The sequence below is a fragment of the Paenibacillus foliorum genome, from assembly GCF_013141765.1.
GTDB classification, from domain to species: domain Bacteria; phylum Bacillota; class Bacilli; order Paenibacillales; family NBRC-103111; genus Paenibacillus_S; species Paenibacillus_S foliorum.
Genome location: NZ_WHOD01000055.1, coordinates 195,777 through 214,356 on the forward strand (window position 1 = coordinate 195,777; position 18,580 = coordinate 214,356).

The window sequence follows — 18,580 nt, forward strand, 5'->3', positions numbered from 1 at the left end:
TATTTTTTAACAGTCTCAGGTGACAGAGATATAGTCAGGTGTCGATAATTTAAAAAGAAAAAACCTAAAAAAAACACTACAGAATCTAAAGGGATTCCATAGTGGGGTATGTCGAATAACGATAAGATGAAGGCGAATATGTTGGTAGCGCTTACAATATTGCCTGCGTTATTACCAACACAGTATTTGTTACGACTTTAGGAGTGAAATGAAAGCGCTTAATTGAATATCGCTTTCGATTCATAAATGATGAGGGGATGAGGAGTACTATGGAAAAGTGGAAGTGGATGTCAGGTACATTGGTAGTAGCAATGACCGTTGTGGCGACAGGCTGCACTAATGGTGACAACGGTAAATCCGTTGAGACGGCGAAATCTGGGAACGACACTGCAAAAGCCGCAAATGTCCAGCAAGGACCGACCAAATTCAGCATCTCTTTGCGCACCCTCAATTTTGATTACGTAGAAAAGTCCGCTAACCTGAATGACGACAAATGGGTTAAAGAGCTTGAGAAAAAGACCAACACAGACCTTGACATAACGCTTGTCCCTCACGCAGAATTTGAGAAGAAAATGGTCCAAATGTTCGCAACAGGTGACATAGCCGATGTCGTTCAAGCTGGCGCGGGCACAAGCGGCAAAGAACTAGCCGGATCTGTGCAAGCAGGGGTATTCCTAGAGCTTAACGATCTGCTCAAGCAGCATGCTCCAAATCTGCTGAAGACAATCCCGCAAGCAGCTTGGGACGAAGTAACGCTAAACGGCAAGATTTATGCGATTCCTGAGTTTATTTCACAGCCTTCTCGTAGAGCGACTTGGGTACGTGAAGACTTGATGAAGAAAGCTGGCATTACAAAGGATCCTAAAACGGTTGATGAATACCTAGAGATGCTGCGTGCCTTTAAAAAAATTGGCGTGGAACATCCTTTTATGGGCCGTCAGGATTTTAAATACGCTGATATTTTCTTCGGTGCTTATGATGTATACCCGTACCTTAGCCAATTTGAGGTGGTCAATGGAACTGTACAGCCGAAGTTTTTTGATAATGAGAACATGCAGAAGGCGCTGCAGACCTACAAAACGATGTTTGATGAAGGCTTGATCAACAAAGAATTCGTGACGATTAACCCGACGAACTTCAAAAATATTATTTTGTCTGGTAAAGCAGGTATGTGGGAAATGAATGCGCAGGAGCTATTGCAGTGGGAAACTCAATTGAAGCAATTGGTTCCCGATGGGAAGATTAAGATCATTCCTTCTCCAGTCGGTTCTGACGGAAAAGGCGGCGGATATTTGTACTCATCCGGAGGCCGTGCTTACTTCATCAACTCTAAGGTGAATAAAGACAAAATCCCGGGTATCCTTAAGTTCTTCGAATGGCAAGTCACTGAGGAGGCTGACAAGTGGTTTGACTTGACCTTGCCAATTAATCCGAAAACTGACGCCGAGGTTTCCGAACAGCGTTACTTGAGTGGATTCCTGCATATGGTAAAGGATGATGCGTATCGAAAGCAAATTTTGAGCGCCACACCAGAAGGCAAGGCTTTGCTCCAAACTTTCGAGACTATTTTACCTAACGAAGGACGCGGCGGTATCGAGTTCGATCCAGCTCTTCAAGCTATGCAAAAAAATCCCGACATCACGCCATTATCGGATACTGCTCCACCAGTTCTGCTCAGTCACATGGTCAAAATGGTGTATGGCAAAGAACCAATTTCTGATTGGCCGAAAGTCATTGAAGAGTGGAAGTCCAAGGGTGGTAACGATGCATTGAAGGAAGCTAATGATCTCTACCAGAAGAAAAATGGTATTAAGCTGAGAGGACCAGAGGCACAGAAGTGGAAATAAGGATAGGGGGAGCTTGCCACTTGGCAAGCTCCTTTTCAATTATGGATGTTTATCCAAACTCATCAGCTATCGTATTTTTTAATATAATGATTAAGCGTTAAAAGAGGCCATATATACCTGTAACTATGGTAATCGGTGTAAAAACTCCCAGGCAGTCCAGCGCCCGTAGGATATCGAGTCGTCCAATCCTCCTTATGCAACTGAGCGATTAATTGTCGAATACCCTTCTCCATGGCGGGTTGAGGTTTAACATGCACGGCGATAAGGGCATCCATCGCCCACGCAGTATGCGAAGGAGTGCTTGCACCAAGCGGCACATATCGATTCTTGCGGTCGCTGGTGCAGGATTCACCCCAGCCTCCATCAGCGTTTTGGATGCTAAGAAGCCAACGGACAGCATTATTCACAGCTGGATGCTCAGGGCTATTCCCGACGGCCATCATGCCCGTTAAGGCAGCCCATGTGCCATATATGTAGCAAATACCCCAACGACCGTACCAAGAGCCATCCTTTTCCTGGTTCCCTATTAACCAGTCGGTCCCCCTCCGAATGAAAGCATGGCTCTTGCCAAGACCGGCCGTATTCCCGAGAAACTCCAACGTTCTACCTGTAAGGTCGGCCGTGGAGGGGTCAATCGCTGCCTCACGCGCGCCTTCGATAGGAAGCAGCGTAAGCAGCTCGTTGTTGACATCTTTCTCGAAAGCGGCCCAGCCTCCGTCTTTGTTTTGCATAGACAATACCCAATTGAGTCCGCGGTTCCAGGCATCTCGATAAACAGGTTCACGCCATGCTGTTTGACGAATCGCTCTTAGCGCTGCAGTGGAGTCATCCACATCGGGATTGATCGTATTAGACTCAGAGAAACCCCAACCACCAGGAATCGGATTGGGAATACGCCGGCTCCAATCTCCCAGCTTGTGTTGCTGCTTTGCAATCAGATAGGCGACTGATTTACGAATCGTTGTATTCTCAGGCGAAACTCCTGCTTTTTGTAAAGCATCAGACACTAAGGCGGTATCCCAGATTGTGGATGGAGAATTTTGAAGATGAATCTTTCCATTTGAACTCCAAAGCATGGATGAAAGACCATGCACTGCTGCTTTAATAATCGGGTGACGTTTATCATAGCCAAGCGCCAATAACGCCATAATCATCAGCAGCGTGCTAGTCGCATAGCTGTATAAGGTTCCGTCAGGTTCGATTCGCTCGAGCATGTACTGTTCTGCCCGAACCACAGCATTTTCGTGAACATGCCCAGGGAGGCTTGAAAGCAGCTTTACACCGCTTTGAATCTCATCCAACAGCCTTTGAAAGTTGTGTGAAGCAGAACGCTGAGCTTCTGCTTCTTCTTCAGTTTCGATAATTCTGTCACCACTATGTAGGTCCGACAGATCCGGTGTGGCGGTTGTTTCTATCGTAAACTGGCGGCTCGCCATGAGCAATATAGGAACTAGATGCACTCGCGCAAACCCAGAGAAATCATAGAAGCTGATGAGAAAGGAGGGGGGGAGAAGAAGGAATTCAAGGGGGATGCTCAGAGAGGTGGGCCATGGATGCTGACCGGTGGCCGCCAAGAATACTTGGGACAGCATGGTCTTTACCTGATTGAGTCCACCCTTAGAAGTTATGAAATGCGCTGCTTTTTTCATCGCCTCGTCTGTTTTTTTGCTGTAGCCCGAATACAACAACGCATAATAAGCGTCCACACTAGCTGATAAATTACCTTCATCCTCATCAGGATAAACCTTCCAGGCGCCATTGTTCTGCTGTTTTGAAGCAATTCGATCATGTAATTGCCGAATCAATGTTTCATGAGGCAGCTCCAAAATCCGAAGGACGATGATCATATAGGCGTCGGTCAAAGTTCCATTATCAAAACAAAATCGCCAAGATCCATCCTCCTGCTGCAAGTTTTGGAGTCTTTCTGTCAGGCGTCGTACTTCTTCATTCGTCTCGCTCCATACACTCATTATCTGAATCACCTGCCATTTTCGAACAAAATAAACGCATCCCTACATGATATGAACCGTTTTGCACATCCATACCCGACAAAATATTTCCGAATAATGGTAATATATGTGATGAAGACACTATTCAAACTTTCTGAATTATTAACTCTTACAAAGGAGTGTAAACAATGACTAAACATCATTATAAAACCTCAGAAACGCTGCAAAAATTAGTCTCACTTAACCTTTCATTGAAAGAAGATTATGGAAATGATCTTGACAATTATTTAGGAATCTCTCTGATAGATCTGAACGAGGAAGAAGAGTACCGTTATGATTGTACTCCGCTGGGTTCAATTGTGTTTGCCGCGACGGGTATGGGGGGAGATCATTTTGCATTTTTCCTATCCAACCATTCAACAAGTCGTCTTGATGAAGCACCTATAATTTTTGTGCAACCCATGGATTCAGAGAAACCTGTAAAGTTAGTAGCTCGGAATATTATTGAATTTCTGTCCTTATTTCTTAAATTGAAGGAATTGTATGTGCTTGAAGGGTTCGATTGGTATGAGACTGAGGATGATTTTAATATTGATTACAAGGACAATTATCTGGAACAAATAAGTGATAAGCAAGAGGAAATGGAGGTTATAACAGAGAAACTACAGCAATTATTTATTCTTAAATCCATAGGTAATGTCTATACATATATTAAAGATTTACGGAGAGAATTGCCAATTTAATGTAAGTAAAACGACCTCAAAATTAGTGGTTATCTTCCCTCGATCATCAGCCAGCCTGCATAATCCTGCAAACATGCAGTTATTATCTGCTGAAATTTGCTTGAGAGAGGAAAAACTGCAAAAGTACAGCAATTTTATGCCAAGCCGTCCTGTTTAAGACAAGAACGATAAAAGAACTGCACATTTGCATGAATTCATCAAGACTGTCAATAAAATGGCCAAAAGGCTGTATAGCTGCAGGTTTTTGATGGTAAGCAACAGCTTCTTAGTAATTTCTTGTCCTCTGCCATTGCTGTGCATAAGGTTTGATCAAGCGCTGAGTTAAGTAAAAGGAGCCGAAATCGAATAATTTCGTCAATCACTGATTTCAGATCTTAACCGTCTGAATTGCATATGGAGTCAAAACCATGGAAAGGGAGATTTTATAAAATGAATCAATTGAATGGGTTATTTCGTAGAAGAATGGGCATTCCAGAGAATGAGAAACTTACATTTGAAGCCCTAGATACCATTCTAGAAAAAGTTGCTACAACGATTCCTTTTGAGAATTTAAGCATCCTTTCAAATAATACAAGAGCTATTACAAAAGAGAATTTGATTAACAAAATTCTTGTAAACCATGAAGGTGGTTTATGCTATCATTTGAACCCTCTGCTTTATTTTTTCTTAGTTGAAAATGGGTTTAATGCCGTGTTGGTGCGAGGGGATGTATACAATAAAGCAACGAAGGAGTGGTCGAGACTTAGGAGAACTCATGTAGCTATTCTTTTGCAGCATGAAGATCAAACGTATTTGATTGATACTGGATTTGGAGGAAACTTGCCACTAAAACCTGTTCCGCTTAATGGAGAAATAACCTCCTCAATGAATGGTGAATTTCGAGTCAAAGCACTGGAAAGTGATTTTGGGGATTATCTGCTTGAATTGAAACTAAAATATAAGGATACAGATTGGAATATAGGCTATGCTTTTAATACTAAACGAACATTAGAAAATTTATCTGAATTGAATGAGGTCCAGGGACTCATCGTTGAGCACAAAGATTCGCGATTTAACAAAATCCCCCTAATTACTCAAGTTAAAAGCGATGGGAATATAACACTAACTGATACTTCTTTCACACACTGGACTAATGGAAACTCGAAAAAGGAACAGATTGACAACATTAAATTCAAAGAGCTTGCAAAAGAGCATTTTGGTTTTCATGTGCTATAGTGGGCAGATGAAGAGCATGTATACGGATGAGCAAAGCTAGAATGATTTATTATAATAAAACGGCTTTTGTATTGGTAGTCGATTGATACAGCATGTTGAACAAATAAAAGGTAGTCATCTCAGAGTTGATGTCAATGAGCAAAACGAGGGAGCCTACGCTTTCTATAGAAGATATGGTTTTGTTCAGAAAGGGAGATCAGAACTAGATGGCTCAGGACGACCCTTTCCTTTACTTCATTTAGAGCTTAATAATAAGTAATTATTCGATAAAATGCGTTAAAAAAGATAGCTGCTCGTTGATCGATCATGTTATTCCCCGTTACGGGTCAATAACCAAAATAGAAGAGCCAAAGCACTGACACTTGCCCCTAACAAGCACACTCCATACCAACCTGAGTAATGATAGATACTGGTAGATGCGATTGATCCGAAGGCACTGCCAATGGAATAGAAAACCATATAACCGGCGGTAAGCCTGCTGCGTGCCTCAGGCCGCACAGTAAAGATCATGCTCTGGTTGGTGACATGCACGGCTTGTACAGCAAGGTCAAGGAGAACAATGCCAACAATCAAATTGAGAAGCGAATACTGCGAGTAACTAATTGGCAACCACGAAACAAACAACAGAATTAATGCAACGCCAGTGGTCCTCTGCCCTAAGCCTCGATCAGCATATCTACCTGCTCGTGCTGCCGCTAACGCTCCAGTAACACCAGCAAGACCAAACGCCCCAATAGCAGTATGCGAAAGAGAAAGTGGTGGGGCACTGAGAGGTAGCACGAGGGAAGTCCATAATATGCTGAAAGCAGCAAAAATCATCATAGCTAATGCAGCCCGTATGCGCAGAATTCGCTCTTGTACAAACAGTGTAAAAACCGAACGAAGTAACTGTAGGTAGGATAGTGATTCCCTTTCACGCTCATCATGCGGCAGCACTCGAAATAAAGCGCCTGCCATGATTAGCGTCAATACTGCGGATACAAGATAAACGGAACGCCATCCAGCTAAATCGGTCAATATGCCAGCAAAAGTACGCGCAAGTAGAATCCCAATGACTATTCCGCTTGTCACCATACCGATGACACGTCCACGATCTGTTGAAGCAGCCATAGTCGCCGCGAACGCTACGAGTGCTTGTGTCACAACTGCGAGAAGCCCAACGGCAGCTATGCCTATGAACAATATCGTACTGGTAGGGGCAGTACCAACCACAATCAGAGCCATAACGGATAATAGCATTTGCCCAACGATTAACAAACGTCGATTTACCAAATCGCCGAGCGGCACTAACAGCAGCAGTCCCAATGCGTAGCAAGCTTGAGTAATAGTAATAATAATGCCAACGGATGAATGAGTAATACTGAACTCGTTCGAAAGAGCGTCCAACAATGGCTGTGCGTAATAGATGTTAGCGACAGCCAGTCCGCATGCGATCGCAAATAAAAGTGCCACTTTTCGAGATATTAAAGAGGGCGATTCTGGTGCTATTTGCTTTTCTTGTTTCGTTTCAACTTCTATGCTGGCGTAATCCTCAGTGATATTTATCGGTTTATCAACGAACTTCCCCATATGACAGAGAACACCTCCTTAATCAAATTTAATAACATACCGAATGGTACAATATGATGCCTGATCAATATACCTCTAAAAAATAGGAACTGTCAATAATTTACCCAATAGTTTAATATTTAAGTTGATGGAAAATAAAAAGGTCTTACTTATGCCATTCATTCCGTTGATTGGGCTGTGGAAATGAAATCATATTGACATAATAATCTTCAAGTAGTAAAATCATAACATACCGTTCGATATGAAAAGAGGGTTGTTATGGTTCGACTACGTGAATTTGATGAGGAAAAGGCATTAGATGCAGCTATGCAATTATTTTGGGAAAAGGGCTTCGAATCTACCTCTTTAAGTGATTTGACATCAAGAATGGGCATACAGCGACCTAGCATATATTCAGCTTTTGGAGATAAGAAAGAACTATTTGAAGCTGCATTGCGTAAATATACACAATCCCATGCTGCCTATGTTCGCGCTAGTCTTCAAAACCATTCTTCGGTTAAAGAAGCATTCCGTGCCTTTTTTGAAAATATAGTGGCCAAAGAATATGAAAAAAATCAAAACCGAGGATGCTTTTGCATCAATACAATGGTAGAACTTTCACCCCATGATGAGAAATTTGAAATCCTTACGAGGGAACATCAGATGTACCTTTCGGTACTATTCCAAGAAACGATTGAACGAGGTTTGCGCTCAGGTGAGCTTAGTACCCTTGTAAACACAAAAAAATTAGCACAGACTTTAGTCGTATCATTAATAGGGCTTACCGTGATGATGAAATCTCGTCCTGAACGATCATTTGTAGATAATTCTGTAAAAGTCATACTTACCTTGCTTAAGTAGAATCGAGGTGACCGTTTTGGTAGCCGAATGGTTCGTAAAATAGAAAAAATACCAAAACGGCAGCTAGACCCATTGGGTTTAGACTGCCGTTTGCTTTAAGGCAAGTTTGTGTATGATTGGTATAAATATGGATTTCTGGTTCGCGAAATGGTTCGTATTAATCCAAGGATGTCACTTGACTGAAGTGTTATCGCAACGATTTTAATGCGCCGCTCCAGGCGATGACTTGATCGAACATTGTGTTGGCGGTGGCTTCCTGACGTGGTGCGGGCTTTAGAATGCTATAGTTTTCGAAATCCGTAAAGATGGAGAGGGTGACCTGAGCACGTACGTCAGCAATATGCAGCTCACCTAAGATGAGTCTCAGGTTTTCTGCTGCTCGAGCCCCGCCCGTGCCACCACCGTAGCTGACGATGCCTGCGGCCTTATCTTTCCATTCGTTAAAAAGAAAGTCAATTGCGTTTTTGAGCGCCCCGGAAATGGCATGATTATACTCAGGTGTTACGAAAATATAACCATCGAATGATTTAATGGCTTCCGACCAAGCGAGTGTGTGCTGTTTTGTATATTTACCTAATACAGGCGGATTGGGTTCATCATATAGTGGCAAATTGAAATCTGCAATATCCACCAGTTCGTATACAGCATCACTGCGTTTTTGTGCGATCTGGTGTACCCATCGAGCAATTGCTTCGCCTCTTCGTCCTGGACGCGTGCTGCCAATTATGATTGCGATTTTTAGCATAATAGTATCCTCCATTATGTTGATAGTATTTTTCCTATAGCTATACCTGGAAAATTATAACAGCACGATCCATTTCATTCAAATTAATTTACCGTTAAAACAAAAGTTTCCGGTGCTGCTTAAGGGCAGAGGAGGGGTGTGCGTAGCATCAATATTGGGAGAATAAAAAAGACCTTCAAATTCCACTATGATGGTGTGAATTTGAAGGTCTTTTTTATTCGTATTTCCCTAGCTATCAAACCCTGGAACATCCATCGCAGTCCGATATAGGATCCTTTCAAAGGCTTCGATCAGAGACTTTTTGGCATCCCCATAATTGCCTTTGATAATCGATTCGTATACCGACTCGTTGATCCGATTGGCAGAGTAATGCTGGAGATGAGGCGTTTGCTTCCAATGGAGCAATGATTTCATAATCACTTTGTCTTTGTAGGAATCGATCATCTTCAGCATCGTATCGTTGTTGGCTGCAGAAATGACCGTTCGTCTAAACAAAACGGAATTTTCGATGTATACCTTATAATCGTTTTTTTGACTGGCTTCTAATTGAATATCCAGATACGTTTTCAATTTCTCCGTATCAAATGAGTATTCACGCAATTCGGCTTGATCCAGAACGTACAGCTGCAGGGCCAATATCGATTCATAAATGTGTATAAGTTCTTTATGTGAGATATCCTTCACCAAGATGCCCCGTTTGTTGAATGAAACAATAAATCCTTCCGATTCCAAATGCGAAAGTGCGGACCGAATCGGAGTGCGGCTCATATTAAATTCAATGGCAAGTTCGTTTTCGGATAAAACCGTTCCAGGCAAATACTCGCAGGAGATAATTTTTTCTCGAATATTTGTATAGGCAATGGATTCTAAGGATAATTTGGGCATTCTCAAAATGTTCCCTTCAACGTTATTTCAATTGAATTCTACACGGATTGGCACAAGGTTGCAATAACAAAACGAAACGCATCCACTTGCTGATCACAGGTGCTTCGGCATTTTTCGTTAATAAATTCTTCATGTAAAGATGATATCTATTTAACAAATCAATTGTACACTTTATTGTATACACTAATGGATACATAGGAGAGGGGTTCAACAAACAGAAATGAAGATTCAATTATCCAAGATAGCAGTGAACCGTATTGGCAACCGAATTCACATTCAATGGAACAAGGATGAAGCATTAGGAAAAGTAAAAGTATTCATAGGGTTGTCCCCACTTGATACGAAAGTTCAACTGGCCGAAACGGGTGTCGGTATTTCATCCCTGTCATTCGACGACCCGAATCCGGGACTAAGAACTTATTATGTACTGAAATCAGAACACGGTGGAACTCGACTAGCAGCCGAGAGGAGATTGCCGCTCGAAGGCTCGGTAAATTTTCGAGATATGGGTGGGTATGAAACGGTCGATGGACGTTATATTAAATGGGGATTGTTATATCGCTCGGAAGAGCTGATTGGTTTAACTGAATCTGACCGACGTTACTTGCAAAACTGCGGACTAAAGTTGATTTGCGATTATCGTGCTGAATACGAAGCGGAGTTGAAGCCAAACCCTTCCATAGGAAATGCGAGGCAAATTGGGATTCCTATTGAAGTGGAATCGTCGAGGCATCGTTCACGAATGAATTATATGGATATGATTGACAAGAATATGCTTCATTTACTCGGACCTTCAGGTGAGATGTTGACTTTAGCCAATCAGCGGTATGTTTCTGATTTTGCTAAGTCATTTACGACCTTGTTCAATCTTCTGTTAACGCCCGGTAACTTGCCCATGGTACAGCATTGTGCCGCTGGAAAAGACCGCACCGGTTTTGGATCAGCGATTCTTCTGTTAGCTCTGGGTGTTTCAAAACAAACCATCATGGAAGACTACCTGCTTACCAATACGTTGAGAGAAGAGACTGACCGTAAAATCCTTGCCTCCATTAGACCGAAGCTTACGAATGATGAAGATTGGGATGTTTTGTGGGCTATGATGCAAGCTAGACAGGAATATCTACAAGCAGCGTTTGATGAAATCCAATTGCGTTATGGGAGTATAGAGCTGTATTTAGAGGTAGCGGTCGGCTTAACACCTATTCATCGGAAACAGCTACAAGACATGCTGCTAACCGACATTTAATAGGCTTATTACTCTTATGTCAAAGGAGAGAAGGAATTCATGCAGCGGAGTCATCGTCTCGCCTATTTACCCTATCTGTGCATCTTACCTGCGTTTATCGGTTGCCTTGTATTTACCGTATATCCTGTTATCTATCTATTTTACCTTAGCCTTTACAAAGTCGATCTGTTAAGCAATACATGGGAGTTTGTTAATATACAAAACTATTTAGAATTGGGTCATTCAAAGGATTTTTTGCAGGTTTTACGAAATTCGGTGATTTATTCATTTTTTACAGTCTCTATATCCTGCTGTTTATCGCTTGTGCTTGCTGTTGTATTAAACCGTCCAGGAAGGCTCCATCAATTTGTTCAATCAGCGGTGTTTTCGCCCCATATCATCCCGTTAGTTTCTGTATCTTTATTATGGATGTGGATGATGGACAAGGATTACGGGCTTTTGAACATGGTGCTTCAATCGCTTCACTTACCTAAGCTAATGTGGATCGATAGTCCGGCCACCTCATTGATGTCGCTGATTTTGGTAGCCATATGGAAAAGCCTCGGCTTTAACATATTGCTGATAATCGCGGGTATGCACGCCATTCCAGTGCCCGTGATAGAAGCTGCACGGATGGATAATGCGAATCCGATTACAATGGTTACCCAAATCTTCATTCCACTTTTATCGCCAACACTCTTTTTTATGCTGACAGTGAATATCATCGCTTCATTTCAAGTATTCGATTCCGTTAAAGTTTTGACAAGCGGCGGGCCTTCCAACTCTTCAAATGTATTAGTCTACTGGATTTACCAATCGGGATTTGAGTTTTATAAATTTGGTGAAGCCTCGACTGGGGCCGTTATCCTTTTTGTGATCGTGTCCATAGTCACTATCGCGAATTTCTTGATACTTCGTTCCCGAATTCATTACCATTAAACTAAAGGCGGATCAAAAAATGAACAAACGCTTAATGGGTGAAACCATCCCTAGAACGGCAGGGTTATTCTTGCTGCTTGCGATAGGACTGATCTATTTGTTCCCGTTTTATTGGATGATTGTTACCTCACTCAAAACACTGCCGGAAACATTGGCTTTTCCGCCAACGTTTTTCCCGAAGCAATTGAAGTTTGAGAACTATCTGGAAGTATGGAAAACGGGGCCGTTTCCCCGTTATGTATTTAACAGCTTTCTCGTTGCCATCTTAACTACCGCACTCCAATTGGTTGTCGCAATACCAGCAGCTTATGCGTTCTCACGGAAACGGTTCATGGGATCTAAGATTACGTACGGTCTGATTCTTTCCGGTATGATGCTACCGATGCAGGTTGTGATTATTCCAATCTACTTGCTGCTTAGTGAATTGGGGTGGATCAATACTTATGCAGCATTAACAATCCCCTATATGGTTTCGCCATTTGCGATTTTCCTGCTAACCGAATCATTTAAGCAATTACCGGATGACATTATCGATGCGGCGAAGCTGGAGCAACTGTCTGAAGTAAGACTCATATGGAGTATGATGCTGCCATTGATCAAGCAAATCATTGTTACTGTCACTTTACTGCTATTTATTACGCATTGGAACGATTTATTCTGGGTACTAATCATGACGAGTAGCGAGAAGCTGCATACTCTGACAGTCGGAATGATTAAATTGACCAATACCGAAGGAACGCATTGGCAATTGTTGATGGCTGGTAACGTTATTCTTGTAACGCCGATAGTTATAATCTATTTGTTCGCGAGTAAACACATCAAGTCCGCTTTTACTTACAGCGGCATCAAATAGATAATTGACTCAATTAAAGGAGAGAATTTGATGAGGAAGCTTTCATTTATTTTAATTGTCTTATGCATGACAATGTTATGGATTGCAGGATGTGGGGGAAACACCAAGACGGATAACGCTGCAGGTGAAGCAGGCTCGGGAGGTACGAAATCAGAAAACGCTGCTGCAACTAAGACGAAAATCGAATATTGGTATGCTCAAGCCGCTCACCTAAGCAAGGCAACTGAAGACATGATAAGCAAATTTAATGCCAGTCAATCCGCAATTGAAGTAACCGGAGTAAACCTAGGGGATGGAAGCGCCCTTGCCACCAAGCTCCAAGCTGCCATTCTAGCGGGGAATCAGCCAGCCATTGCAATGCTTGCTACAACACAAACGTCGGAGTTCGGTTTATCTCGTGCTCTGGACGATTTGAAAAACTATTTTTCGAAAGAAGAAATAGCTGCCTTTCATCCAGGAATGCTGAATAATGCCTTAATTAAGGATCAATTGCTAGGAATACCATTTTATCGAAGCACATTCGTCATGTACTACAACAAAAATATGCTGCGTGATGCCGGCCTTCCGGACGTAGGACCGAAAAATTGGGAGGAGCTAAAATCGTTCGCATTAAAAACGACGGATAAAAACAAATCGGTTGTCGGCTTTGAGATGCCTATTGACGTCATTTTCTTTGAAGACGGTGTGTTTCAGCAAAAAGGAGAGATGTTCTCTGCCGATGAAAAGAAGGTCGCTTTCGATAACGAAGCGGGATATGCGACTGTCAAGCTGTACCAAGACATGATGAAGGAAGGCTCCATGAAAATACCTTCCGGTCAGGATTCCAACGCGCATTTATCAGCGATTAACGACTTCGTATCTCAAAAAGCCGCGATCATTTTAACTACATCGGCGACATTGCCAACTATGCTTGAGGGAACTAAGGATAAATTCGAGCTAGGCGTCGGCTTTTTGCCAGCAGGGAAGCAGTATGCGGCAAGTACAACCGGCTCTAACCTGACAGTTCTTGCGAAGTCATCCGTACAAGAAAAAAAGGCTGCTGTAGCTTTTATTAAATGGCTTGCGCAAAAGGAAAATGTCGCTCAATTGAGCGAATTAACGGGGTATATACCAGTAACGAAGGAAGCAAAAGAAAGCGATCGAATGAAGCAGCTATGGGATAAAATACCACAATATCGTGTTGCGTACGACCAGCTTGATTTCGCTCGCGCAAGGCCAACGATGAGAGGATACAAAGAAATATCGATTAAAATTCAGGATGAAATCAAGAAAGCTTTGTTGGATCCATCGATTGCGCCGGAAGATGCTGTAAAATCGGCAGCGAAACAGGTTCAGCAGCTGCTGGATGGCCAAAAATAACTGGAAAAAGGGAGCTAAAGTATGAATACATTCTATGACGAACTGCTTTTCAAAACAAACAAGCGGCCATGGATAGGGGATTTACCACAGACGTCTGCGAATGATTTCCACTTTGCCATCATGGGTGACCGTAGTGGCTTTGCGATAGAAGGTGTATTTGAAGGAGCGCTTCGGTTGGTAAAGCAATTGAATCCAGATTTTATCGTTTCTGTTGGCGATTTGATCGAAGGATACTGGCAGCAGGCAGAAGGTGCTCATCGGGAATGGGAGGAGCTTGAATCCCATATCAAAAGTACAGGGATACCGTTCTTGCCAATTGCCGGCAATCATGATTATAGCAGTGAGGTTATGAAACAGGTTTGGCAGGAACGGAAGGGAATCGATTACTATGCTTTTCGTTATGGAAATGTTTTGTTTTTGGCTCTGAATACGGAAGAACCGCAGCATATTCTTTCGCAAGAGCTTGAACTCGCATTTCGCGAGACGGAAATGCTTAGCAAGCGCTACCCGGAAAAGGCCGAAGAAGTTATCCAAGCGCTGCTGTCTACCATTGCCAAGCAACAATCAGAAGAACCAAGCACGCATCTACCGGATCCTTGTATCGGGGAGGAGCAGTTTGCCTTCATCGAAAAAATGCTGAATGAGCATCAGGATGCGGATTGGACCTTTGTCCTGACACATCGGCCAATATGGAAAACGGACGATGCCGTATTCGAACGATTGGTCCGAGCCTTGAATTCAAGGCCTTATACTATGCTTGCAGGTCATTTTCATAAGCTGGAAGTTAAGCATATAGCTGACAATCAACATATCCAAATGGGGAGAACTGGCGCAAACAAGCATAAAGCGGGACTGGATGAATTTCATCACATTATTTGGGTAGCGGTGAAGAATGGCTTGCCTAGCTTTACGGCCATTAAGTTGGAAGGTGCTATGGTGTTAGATTAGCTCTTTGGCTGTAACGTATAAATTAATTCTACGTGCACTAGTGTCAAAAATATCTTTACTCTATTTCAATTATTTAGTATACTGTTTGCAATATTTCGAAATGCGACGATGAGAAAAGTAAGTAAAGCATTCTTCCACAGAGAGCTCCGGCGTTGCTGAAAAGGAGTGAAGAATTTTTTATTGAAGAAAGCCTCTGAGCAGTACATCGGAACCCAAGAGGGGATGGTGTAACAGGAGCTCCTGTTATAGAGCTAGAGTATAAACATCTTTGTATAAAGATGCCGTACTCGAAGAGGCTGATATGGCGACATATTTGCGAATCCGGGTGGTACCACGAGCATACAAATCTCGTCCCTGAGACTATAGTCTTGGGGGTGGGATTTTTTTTATTTGTATGATCGATATACGGAAAGTTTATTCATACCACACAAGGAGTGAGCAATATGTCTAGGTTAAAAGCGGCAGTCGTTGGAGCAACGGGAATGGCCGGACAGCAGTTCGTGCAGGCATTATCGAATCATCCGAACTTTGAAGTTGTCATTATGGTTACATCAAGAACTTTGGAAACTTACAAAGAAGCCTTATTGGAATCTAATGGATCATCGAGATGGACACAGAGTACACCTGTTCCTGAAGACATGTTGGAAGTTCCGGTAGTATCCTCCAAGGAATTCCGACCCGACTCTGTTGATGTTATTTTCACAGCGATTGAATCCGATCTTGCAAAAGAGCTAGAGCCTTGGTTTGCACAAACGACTCCAACTTTTTCGACAGCATCTGCATTTCGTTACTTCGATGACACTCCACTTCTCATTACAGGAGTTAATGATGATCACGCGGAATTAATTCGCAAACAGCAGCGAGAACGCGGCTGGAAAGGCTTCGTTCTACCTGTTCCCAATTGTACGGTCACCGGACTGGCGATAACTTTAAAACCATTGCATGAGCATTTTGGAATTCAAAATGTTCTGATGGTTTCCATGCAATCGCTAAGCGGAGCTGGAAGAAGTCCCGGGACGCGTTCATTAGATATTTTAGATAATATAATCCCTTACATCCCGAACGAAGAGGGGAAGGTAAGAAAGGAACTTTTAAAAATACTCGGCGAATATTCTAGTGAGAGCGTTATTCCGGCTGAGATTAACGTAAATTGTATATGTACGAGAGCGAATGTGTTGGATGGACACACGGAATCCGTGTTTGTCGGTCTGAAGAAACAAGCTAGTTTATCTGAAATTAAAGAGGCAATAAATAGTTATAATCCCTTCGACGACTATAATAGTTTACATTCAGCTCCTGAACGTATGATTCATATCTTTGATGACCCTTTTCGCCCTCAACCTCGCTTGGATCGTGAGCTCGGAGGCGGGATGACAACAAGTATGGGAAGACTGGAAGAGGAGCCTGTACTTGGCGGGTTAAAATATGTATTGGTCTCACACAATACGAAGATGGGTGCAGGAAAAGGTGCAGTTCTGCTCGCCGAGTCAATGCTAGCACGGGGTTTACTGCACAAGTAACACAATCGGTTATGTTATTTAAATCATAAAAAGGCCCGGTTCCTTAGCAAAGTTTTTAAGACCACTCCATTGACAGTTGTCAGGGAGTGGTTTTTTATTATGCCGGAGATAATAACTGCTAATTTGTGATTGTTACATAGGATTGAAGCTGGTGATTTCCTTCCAGGTTCCAAATTGCCAACGGAAATGGAATTAGCGGCACAATATGGTGTAAGTGCTCGTAAGTAAAATAAATTCACTCTTGCTATAAGTCGTAATTAAAGATATATTATTAATTAAATGAATGATCATTTAATTAATTAAAGTTTAGTTTAAAGAGAGGGGAATACATTTGGCAAGACCCATCAATGAAGAAAAAAGACTGGAGCGGCGTAAAAGTATCCTAAAAGAAGCTGTTGTCCTGTTCGCAGAAAGTGGATATTCTAATACCACAACGGCTATCATTGCGCAGAGTGTGGGAGTGACTCCTGGAACCATTTTTCAATATTTCCCTAGCAAAGAAGCTTTATACTACGCCGCTGTCCTTGAGCCGCTTGCTGATATTCAGGTGAAATCGCTTGCTTGTCTACAACAAGAGGGGGCGCCTGGCGTATTAATTCAGAACATGGTCGAAGAACAATTCAACCATATCTACTTCTATACAAATGAATTGCGGCTTGTTCAATCTGTCTTAGGACAACGAATAAGATTCCCTGAACTTACACAGAAGGTCCTTGAAAGTATAAAGGTAATGACAGATGCGATCGAACGCGTCTATACCAAAGGACAGTTAATGGGAGAATTCAACAAAAGCTTTTCTCCAGCAATGATCTCTCGTGCCTATATCTCTTTGTTAAATGGAGTGGGCTTAACTCTTGGAGAAAGTATTATTCATCATCCCGAGTGGGAAAATCTGAAGGGGCATGCCTTTTATTTGTTCGCACCCATACAACCCAAAGAAAAACTGGAGGAGTCTGAATGAGTCAAACATCATTACAACCCGATCTGACATTTAATGTTCGTGTGAAAAAACGGAAGAAAATTATATGGAGCCTAGGAATCGTGCTTTTGCTTGTGATGGCTCTTGTATTTTTTATATCTTATAAAGTAATAGACACCTTGTTGCACCATCCTAGAGACACTAATGTCAGCTACGAATTGAATATCGATAAAACTCCCTACGAAGAGGTCGAGTTCAAGGGTTTGAAAAATAATAATACGATTAGAGGTTCCTTCTTTCCTACAAGTAGTCTTTCTGGTAAAGAAAGTAATAAGACGATTATTGTCGTCCATGGATATACGAGCAATCGTTTAGTCAAAGGGCGGACCCAAAAGTTAATAGAGCATTTGGTTCCGAAAGGCTACAATATATTGGCATTTGACCTCAGCTCGCAAGGAAAATCCGATGGTGATTTGATTACACTGGGCCTCAATGAAAAATACGATTTGCTAGGAGCTGTAAGCTATTTAAAATCCAGAGACCATACGGGTGATAACATTGGAGTTATCGGCTTTTCAATGGGTGCTGTTACTTCTTTGCTAGCCGCAAGTGAAAGTGATGACATCAAAGCCGTAATTGCGGATAGTCCTTTTCGTAATGCTGGTCTATTTCTGAGAGAGGGTTTGCCCTTCTTTTCAGGTTTACCTGCGTTTCCATTCAGTTATACATCGACATGGATGGCAAATTGGGTCTTTAAGGTTGATCTTGATTCCATATCTCCTATGGATGCGGTAAAAAAGATGCAAGACAAGCCAGTTATGCTCATTCATGGTACTGGAGATCAGCAAATTAGTTATAAAAATACAGAAATTATTTACGAGTCCTTAAGAGATAATGCAAGTGCAGAAGTATGGTACCCTCTAAATACGGAGCATATCGATGCCATCAACCATTACCCCACTGAATATTTCCAAAGAGTAGATCGCTTTTTGGATGAGTATGTAGGAAAATAAATTCAATCCAA

The 18,580-nt window shown here is 42.2% G+C and carries 17 protein-coding genes, 1 pseudogene and 1 other annotated feature; of the genes and pseudogenes, 14 read left to right on the top strand and 4 right to left on the bottom strand.

Going from position 1 to position 18,580, the window contains the following annotated elements; translation table 11 throughout:
- Window positions 1-269 precede the first annotated feature (269 nt).
- Window positions 270-1,847: a type 2 periplasmic-binding domain-containing protein gene (locus GC093_RS14110; RefSeq protein ID WP_171652512.1), complete on the top strand. Its 1,578-nt coding sequence runs from the start codon at window positions 270-272 to the stop codon at window positions 1,845-1,847.
- A 62-nt stretch (window positions 1,848-1,909) separates the two neighbouring features.
- On the opposite strand, the gene shc is transcribed toward GC093_RS14110, so the two are convergent.
- Complete coding sequence (gene shc / locus GC093_RS14115; RefSeq protein WP_171652513.1) at window positions 1,910-3,817, bottom strand: squalene--hopene cyclase; 1,908 nt, start codon at window positions 3,815-3,817, stop codon at window positions 1,910-1,912.
- A 167-nt stretch (window positions 3,818-3,984) separates the two neighbouring features.
- On the opposite strand from shc, the gene GC093_RS14120 reads away from it, so the two are divergent.
- The 3 genes and pseudogenes from GC093_RS14120 to GC093_RS14130 form a co-directional block, all read left to right on the top strand.
- Window positions 3,985-4,539, top strand: a complete 555-nt coding sequence (locus tag GC093_RS14120; protein WP_171652514.1) for a hypothetical protein — start codon at window positions 3,985-3,987, stop codon at window positions 4,537-4,539.
- Window positions 4,540-4,968: 429 nt separating this feature from the next.
- Complete coding sequence (locus GC093_RS14125) at window positions 4,969-5,754, top strand: arylamine N-acetyltransferase family protein (RefSeq protein WP_171652515.1); 786 nt, start codon at window positions 4,969-4,971, stop codon at window positions 5,752-5,754.
- 58 nt (window positions 5,755-5,812) lie between these two features.
- Window positions 5,813-6,013, top strand: a pseudogene (locus tag GC093_RS14130) (GNAT family N-acetyltransferase); the annotation flags it as partial.
- Between the two features lie 50 nt (window positions 6,014-6,063).
- Here GC093_RS14130 and GC093_RS14135 read toward each other — a convergent pair.
- Window positions 6,064-7,323, bottom strand: coding sequence for an MFS transporter (locus GC093_RS14135; RefSeq protein WP_171652516.1), 1,260 nt, complete (start codon window positions 7,321-7,323; stop codon window positions 6,064-6,066).
- A 258-nt stretch (window positions 7,324-7,581) separates the two neighbouring features.
- Here GC093_RS14135 and GC093_RS14140 point away from each other — a divergent pair, with 258 nt between their 5' ends.
- On the top strand, window positions 7,582-8,163 hold the full coding sequence (locus GC093_RS14140; protein ID WP_171652517.1) for a TetR/AcrR family transcriptional regulator: 582 nt from the start codon (window positions 7,582-7,584) through the stop codon (window positions 8,161-8,163).
- Between the two features lie 187 nt (window positions 8,164-8,350).
- Here GC093_RS14140 and GC093_RS14145 read toward each other — a convergent pair whose 3' ends face one another.
- Window positions 8,351-8,908: an NADPH-dependent FMN reductase gene (locus GC093_RS14145; RefSeq protein ID WP_171652518.1), complete on the bottom strand. Its 558-nt coding sequence runs from the start codon at window positions 8,906-8,908 to the stop codon at window positions 8,351-8,353.
- Window positions 8,909-9,136: 228 nt separating this feature from the next.
- Window positions 9,137-9,793, bottom strand: a complete 657-nt coding sequence (locus tag GC093_RS14150) for a GntR family transcriptional regulator (RefSeq protein WP_171652519.1) — start codon at window positions 9,791-9,793, stop codon at window positions 9,137-9,139.
- Window positions 9,794-10,013: 220 nt separating this feature from the next.
- On the opposite strand from GC093_RS14150, the gene GC093_RS14155 reads away from it, so the two are divergent.
- The 9 genes from GC093_RS14155 (at window position 10,014) to GC093_RS14195 (ending at window position 18,569) form a co-directional block, all read left to right on the top strand.
- Entirely contained in the window at window positions 10,014-11,039 is a 1,026-nt protein-coding gene (locus GC093_RS14155) for a tyrosine-protein phosphatase (protein ID WP_171652520.1), read from the top strand.
- A gap of 39 nt (window positions 11,040-11,078) precedes the next feature.
- Window positions 11,079-11,957 (top strand): carbohydrate ABC transporter permease, encoded by an 879-nt coding sequence (locus GC093_RS14160; protein WP_171652521.1) that lies wholly within the window; start codon window positions 11,079-11,081, stop codon window positions 11,955-11,957.
- Window positions 11,958-11,976: 19 nt separating this feature from the next.
- Window positions 11,977-12,810 carry a carbohydrate ABC transporter permease gene (locus GC093_RS14165; protein WP_171652522.1) on the top strand — a complete coding sequence of 278 codons (834 nt, stop codon included), beginning with the start codon at window positions 11,977-11,979 and terminating at the stop codon, window positions 12,808-12,810.
- Window positions 12,811-12,840: 30 nt separating this feature from the next.
- Window positions 12,841-14,169 carry an ABC transporter substrate-binding protein gene (locus GC093_RS14170; RefSeq protein WP_171652523.1) on the top strand — a complete coding sequence of 443 codons (1,329 nt, stop codon included), beginning with the start codon at window positions 12,841-12,843 and terminating at the stop codon, window positions 14,167-14,169.
- Window positions 14,170-14,190: 21 nt separating this feature from the next.
- Complete coding sequence (locus GC093_RS14175) at window positions 14,191-15,117, top strand: metallophosphoesterase family protein (protein ID WP_171652524.1); 927 nt, start codon at window positions 14,191-14,193, stop codon at window positions 15,115-15,117.
- Between the two features lie 96 nt (window positions 15,118-15,213).
- Window positions 15,214-15,476: a binding site (T-box leader), on the top strand.
- An 84-nt stretch (window positions 15,477-15,560) separates the two neighbouring features.
- Window positions 15,561-16,637: an aspartate-semialdehyde dehydrogenase gene (gene asd / locus GC093_RS14180; RefSeq protein ID WP_171652525.1), complete on the top strand. Its 1,077-nt coding sequence runs from the start codon at window positions 15,561-15,563 to the stop codon at window positions 16,635-16,637.
- Between the two features lie 129 nt (window positions 16,638-16,766).
- The gene (locus GC093_RS36400; protein ID WP_171652526.1) at window positions 16,767-16,865 is read left to right on the top strand and encodes a GntR family transcriptional regulator; all 99 of its coding nucleotides are present in this window, start codon (window positions 16,767-16,769) and stop codon (window positions 16,863-16,865) included.
- A 103-nt stretch (window positions 16,866-16,968) separates the two neighbouring features.
- The gene (locus GC093_RS14190) at window positions 16,969-17,598 is read left to right on the top strand and encodes a TetR/AcrR family transcriptional regulator (RefSeq protein WP_171652527.1); all 630 of its coding nucleotides are present in this window, start codon (window positions 16,969-16,971) and stop codon (window positions 17,596-17,598) included.
- Window positions 17,595-18,569 carry an alpha/beta hydrolase gene (locus GC093_RS14195; protein ID WP_171652528.1) on the top strand — a complete coding sequence of 325 codons (975 nt, stop codon included), beginning with the start codon at window positions 17,595-17,597 and terminating at the stop codon, window positions 18,567-18,569. The genes GC093_RS14190 and GC093_RS14195 overlap by 4 nt, the downstream gene beginning before the upstream one ends.
- The last annotated feature ends 11 nt before the right edge of the window (window positions 18,570-18,580 follow it).

Coding starts and splice junctions, on each gene's coding strand:
- GC093_RS14110 (WP_171652512.1), top strand. CDS start 270: ATGGAAAAGTGGAAGTGGATGTCAGGTACATTGGTAGTAGCAATGACC.
- shc (WP_171652513.1), bottom strand. CDS start 3,817: ATGAGTGTATGGAGCGAGACGAATGAAGAAGTACGACGCCTGACAGAA.
- GC093_RS14120 (WP_171652514.1), top strand. CDS start 3,985: ATGACTAAACATCATTATAAAACCTCAGAAACGCTGCAAAAATTAGTC.
- GC093_RS14125 (WP_171652515.1), top strand. CDS start 4,969: ATGAATCAATTGAATGGGTTATTTCGTAGAAGAATGGGCATTCCAGAG.
- GC093_RS14135 (WP_171652516.1), bottom strand. CDS start 7,323: ATGGGGAAGTTCGTTGATAAACCGATAAATATCACTGAGGATTACGCC.
- GC093_RS14140 (WP_171652517.1), top strand. CDS start 7,582: ATGGTTCGACTACGTGAATTTGATGAGGAAAAGGCATTAGATGCAGCT.
- GC093_RS14145 (WP_171652518.1), bottom strand. CDS start 8,908: ATGCTAAAAATCGCAATCATAATTGGCAGCACGCGTCCAGGACGAAGA.
- GC093_RS14150 (WP_171652519.1), bottom strand. CDS start 9,793: ATGCCCAAATTATCCTTAGAATCCATTGCCTATACAAATATTCGAGAA.
- GC093_RS14155 (WP_171652520.1), top strand. CDS start 10,014: ATGAAGATTCAATTATCCAAGATAGCAGTGAACCGTATTGGCAACCGA.
- GC093_RS14160 (WP_171652521.1), top strand. CDS start 11,079: ATGCAGCGGAGTCATCGTCTCGCCTATTTACCCTATCTGTGCATCTTA.
- GC093_RS14165 (WP_171652522.1), top strand. CDS start 11,977: ATGAACAAACGCTTAATGGGTGAAACCATCCCTAGAACGGCAGGGTTA.
- GC093_RS14170 (WP_171652523.1), top strand. CDS start 12,841: ATGAGGAAGCTTTCATTTATTTTAATTGTCTTATGCATGACAATGTTA.
- GC093_RS14175 (WP_171652524.1), top strand. CDS start 14,191: ATGAATACATTCTATGACGAACTGCTTTTCAAAACAAACAAGCGGCCA.
- asd (WP_171652525.1), top strand. CDS start 15,561: ATGTCTAGGTTAAAAGCGGCAGTCGTTGGAGCAACGGGAATGGCCGGA.
- GC093_RS14195 (WP_171652528.1), top strand. CDS start 17,595: ATGAGTCAAACATCATTACAACCCGATCTGACATTTAATGTTCGTGTG.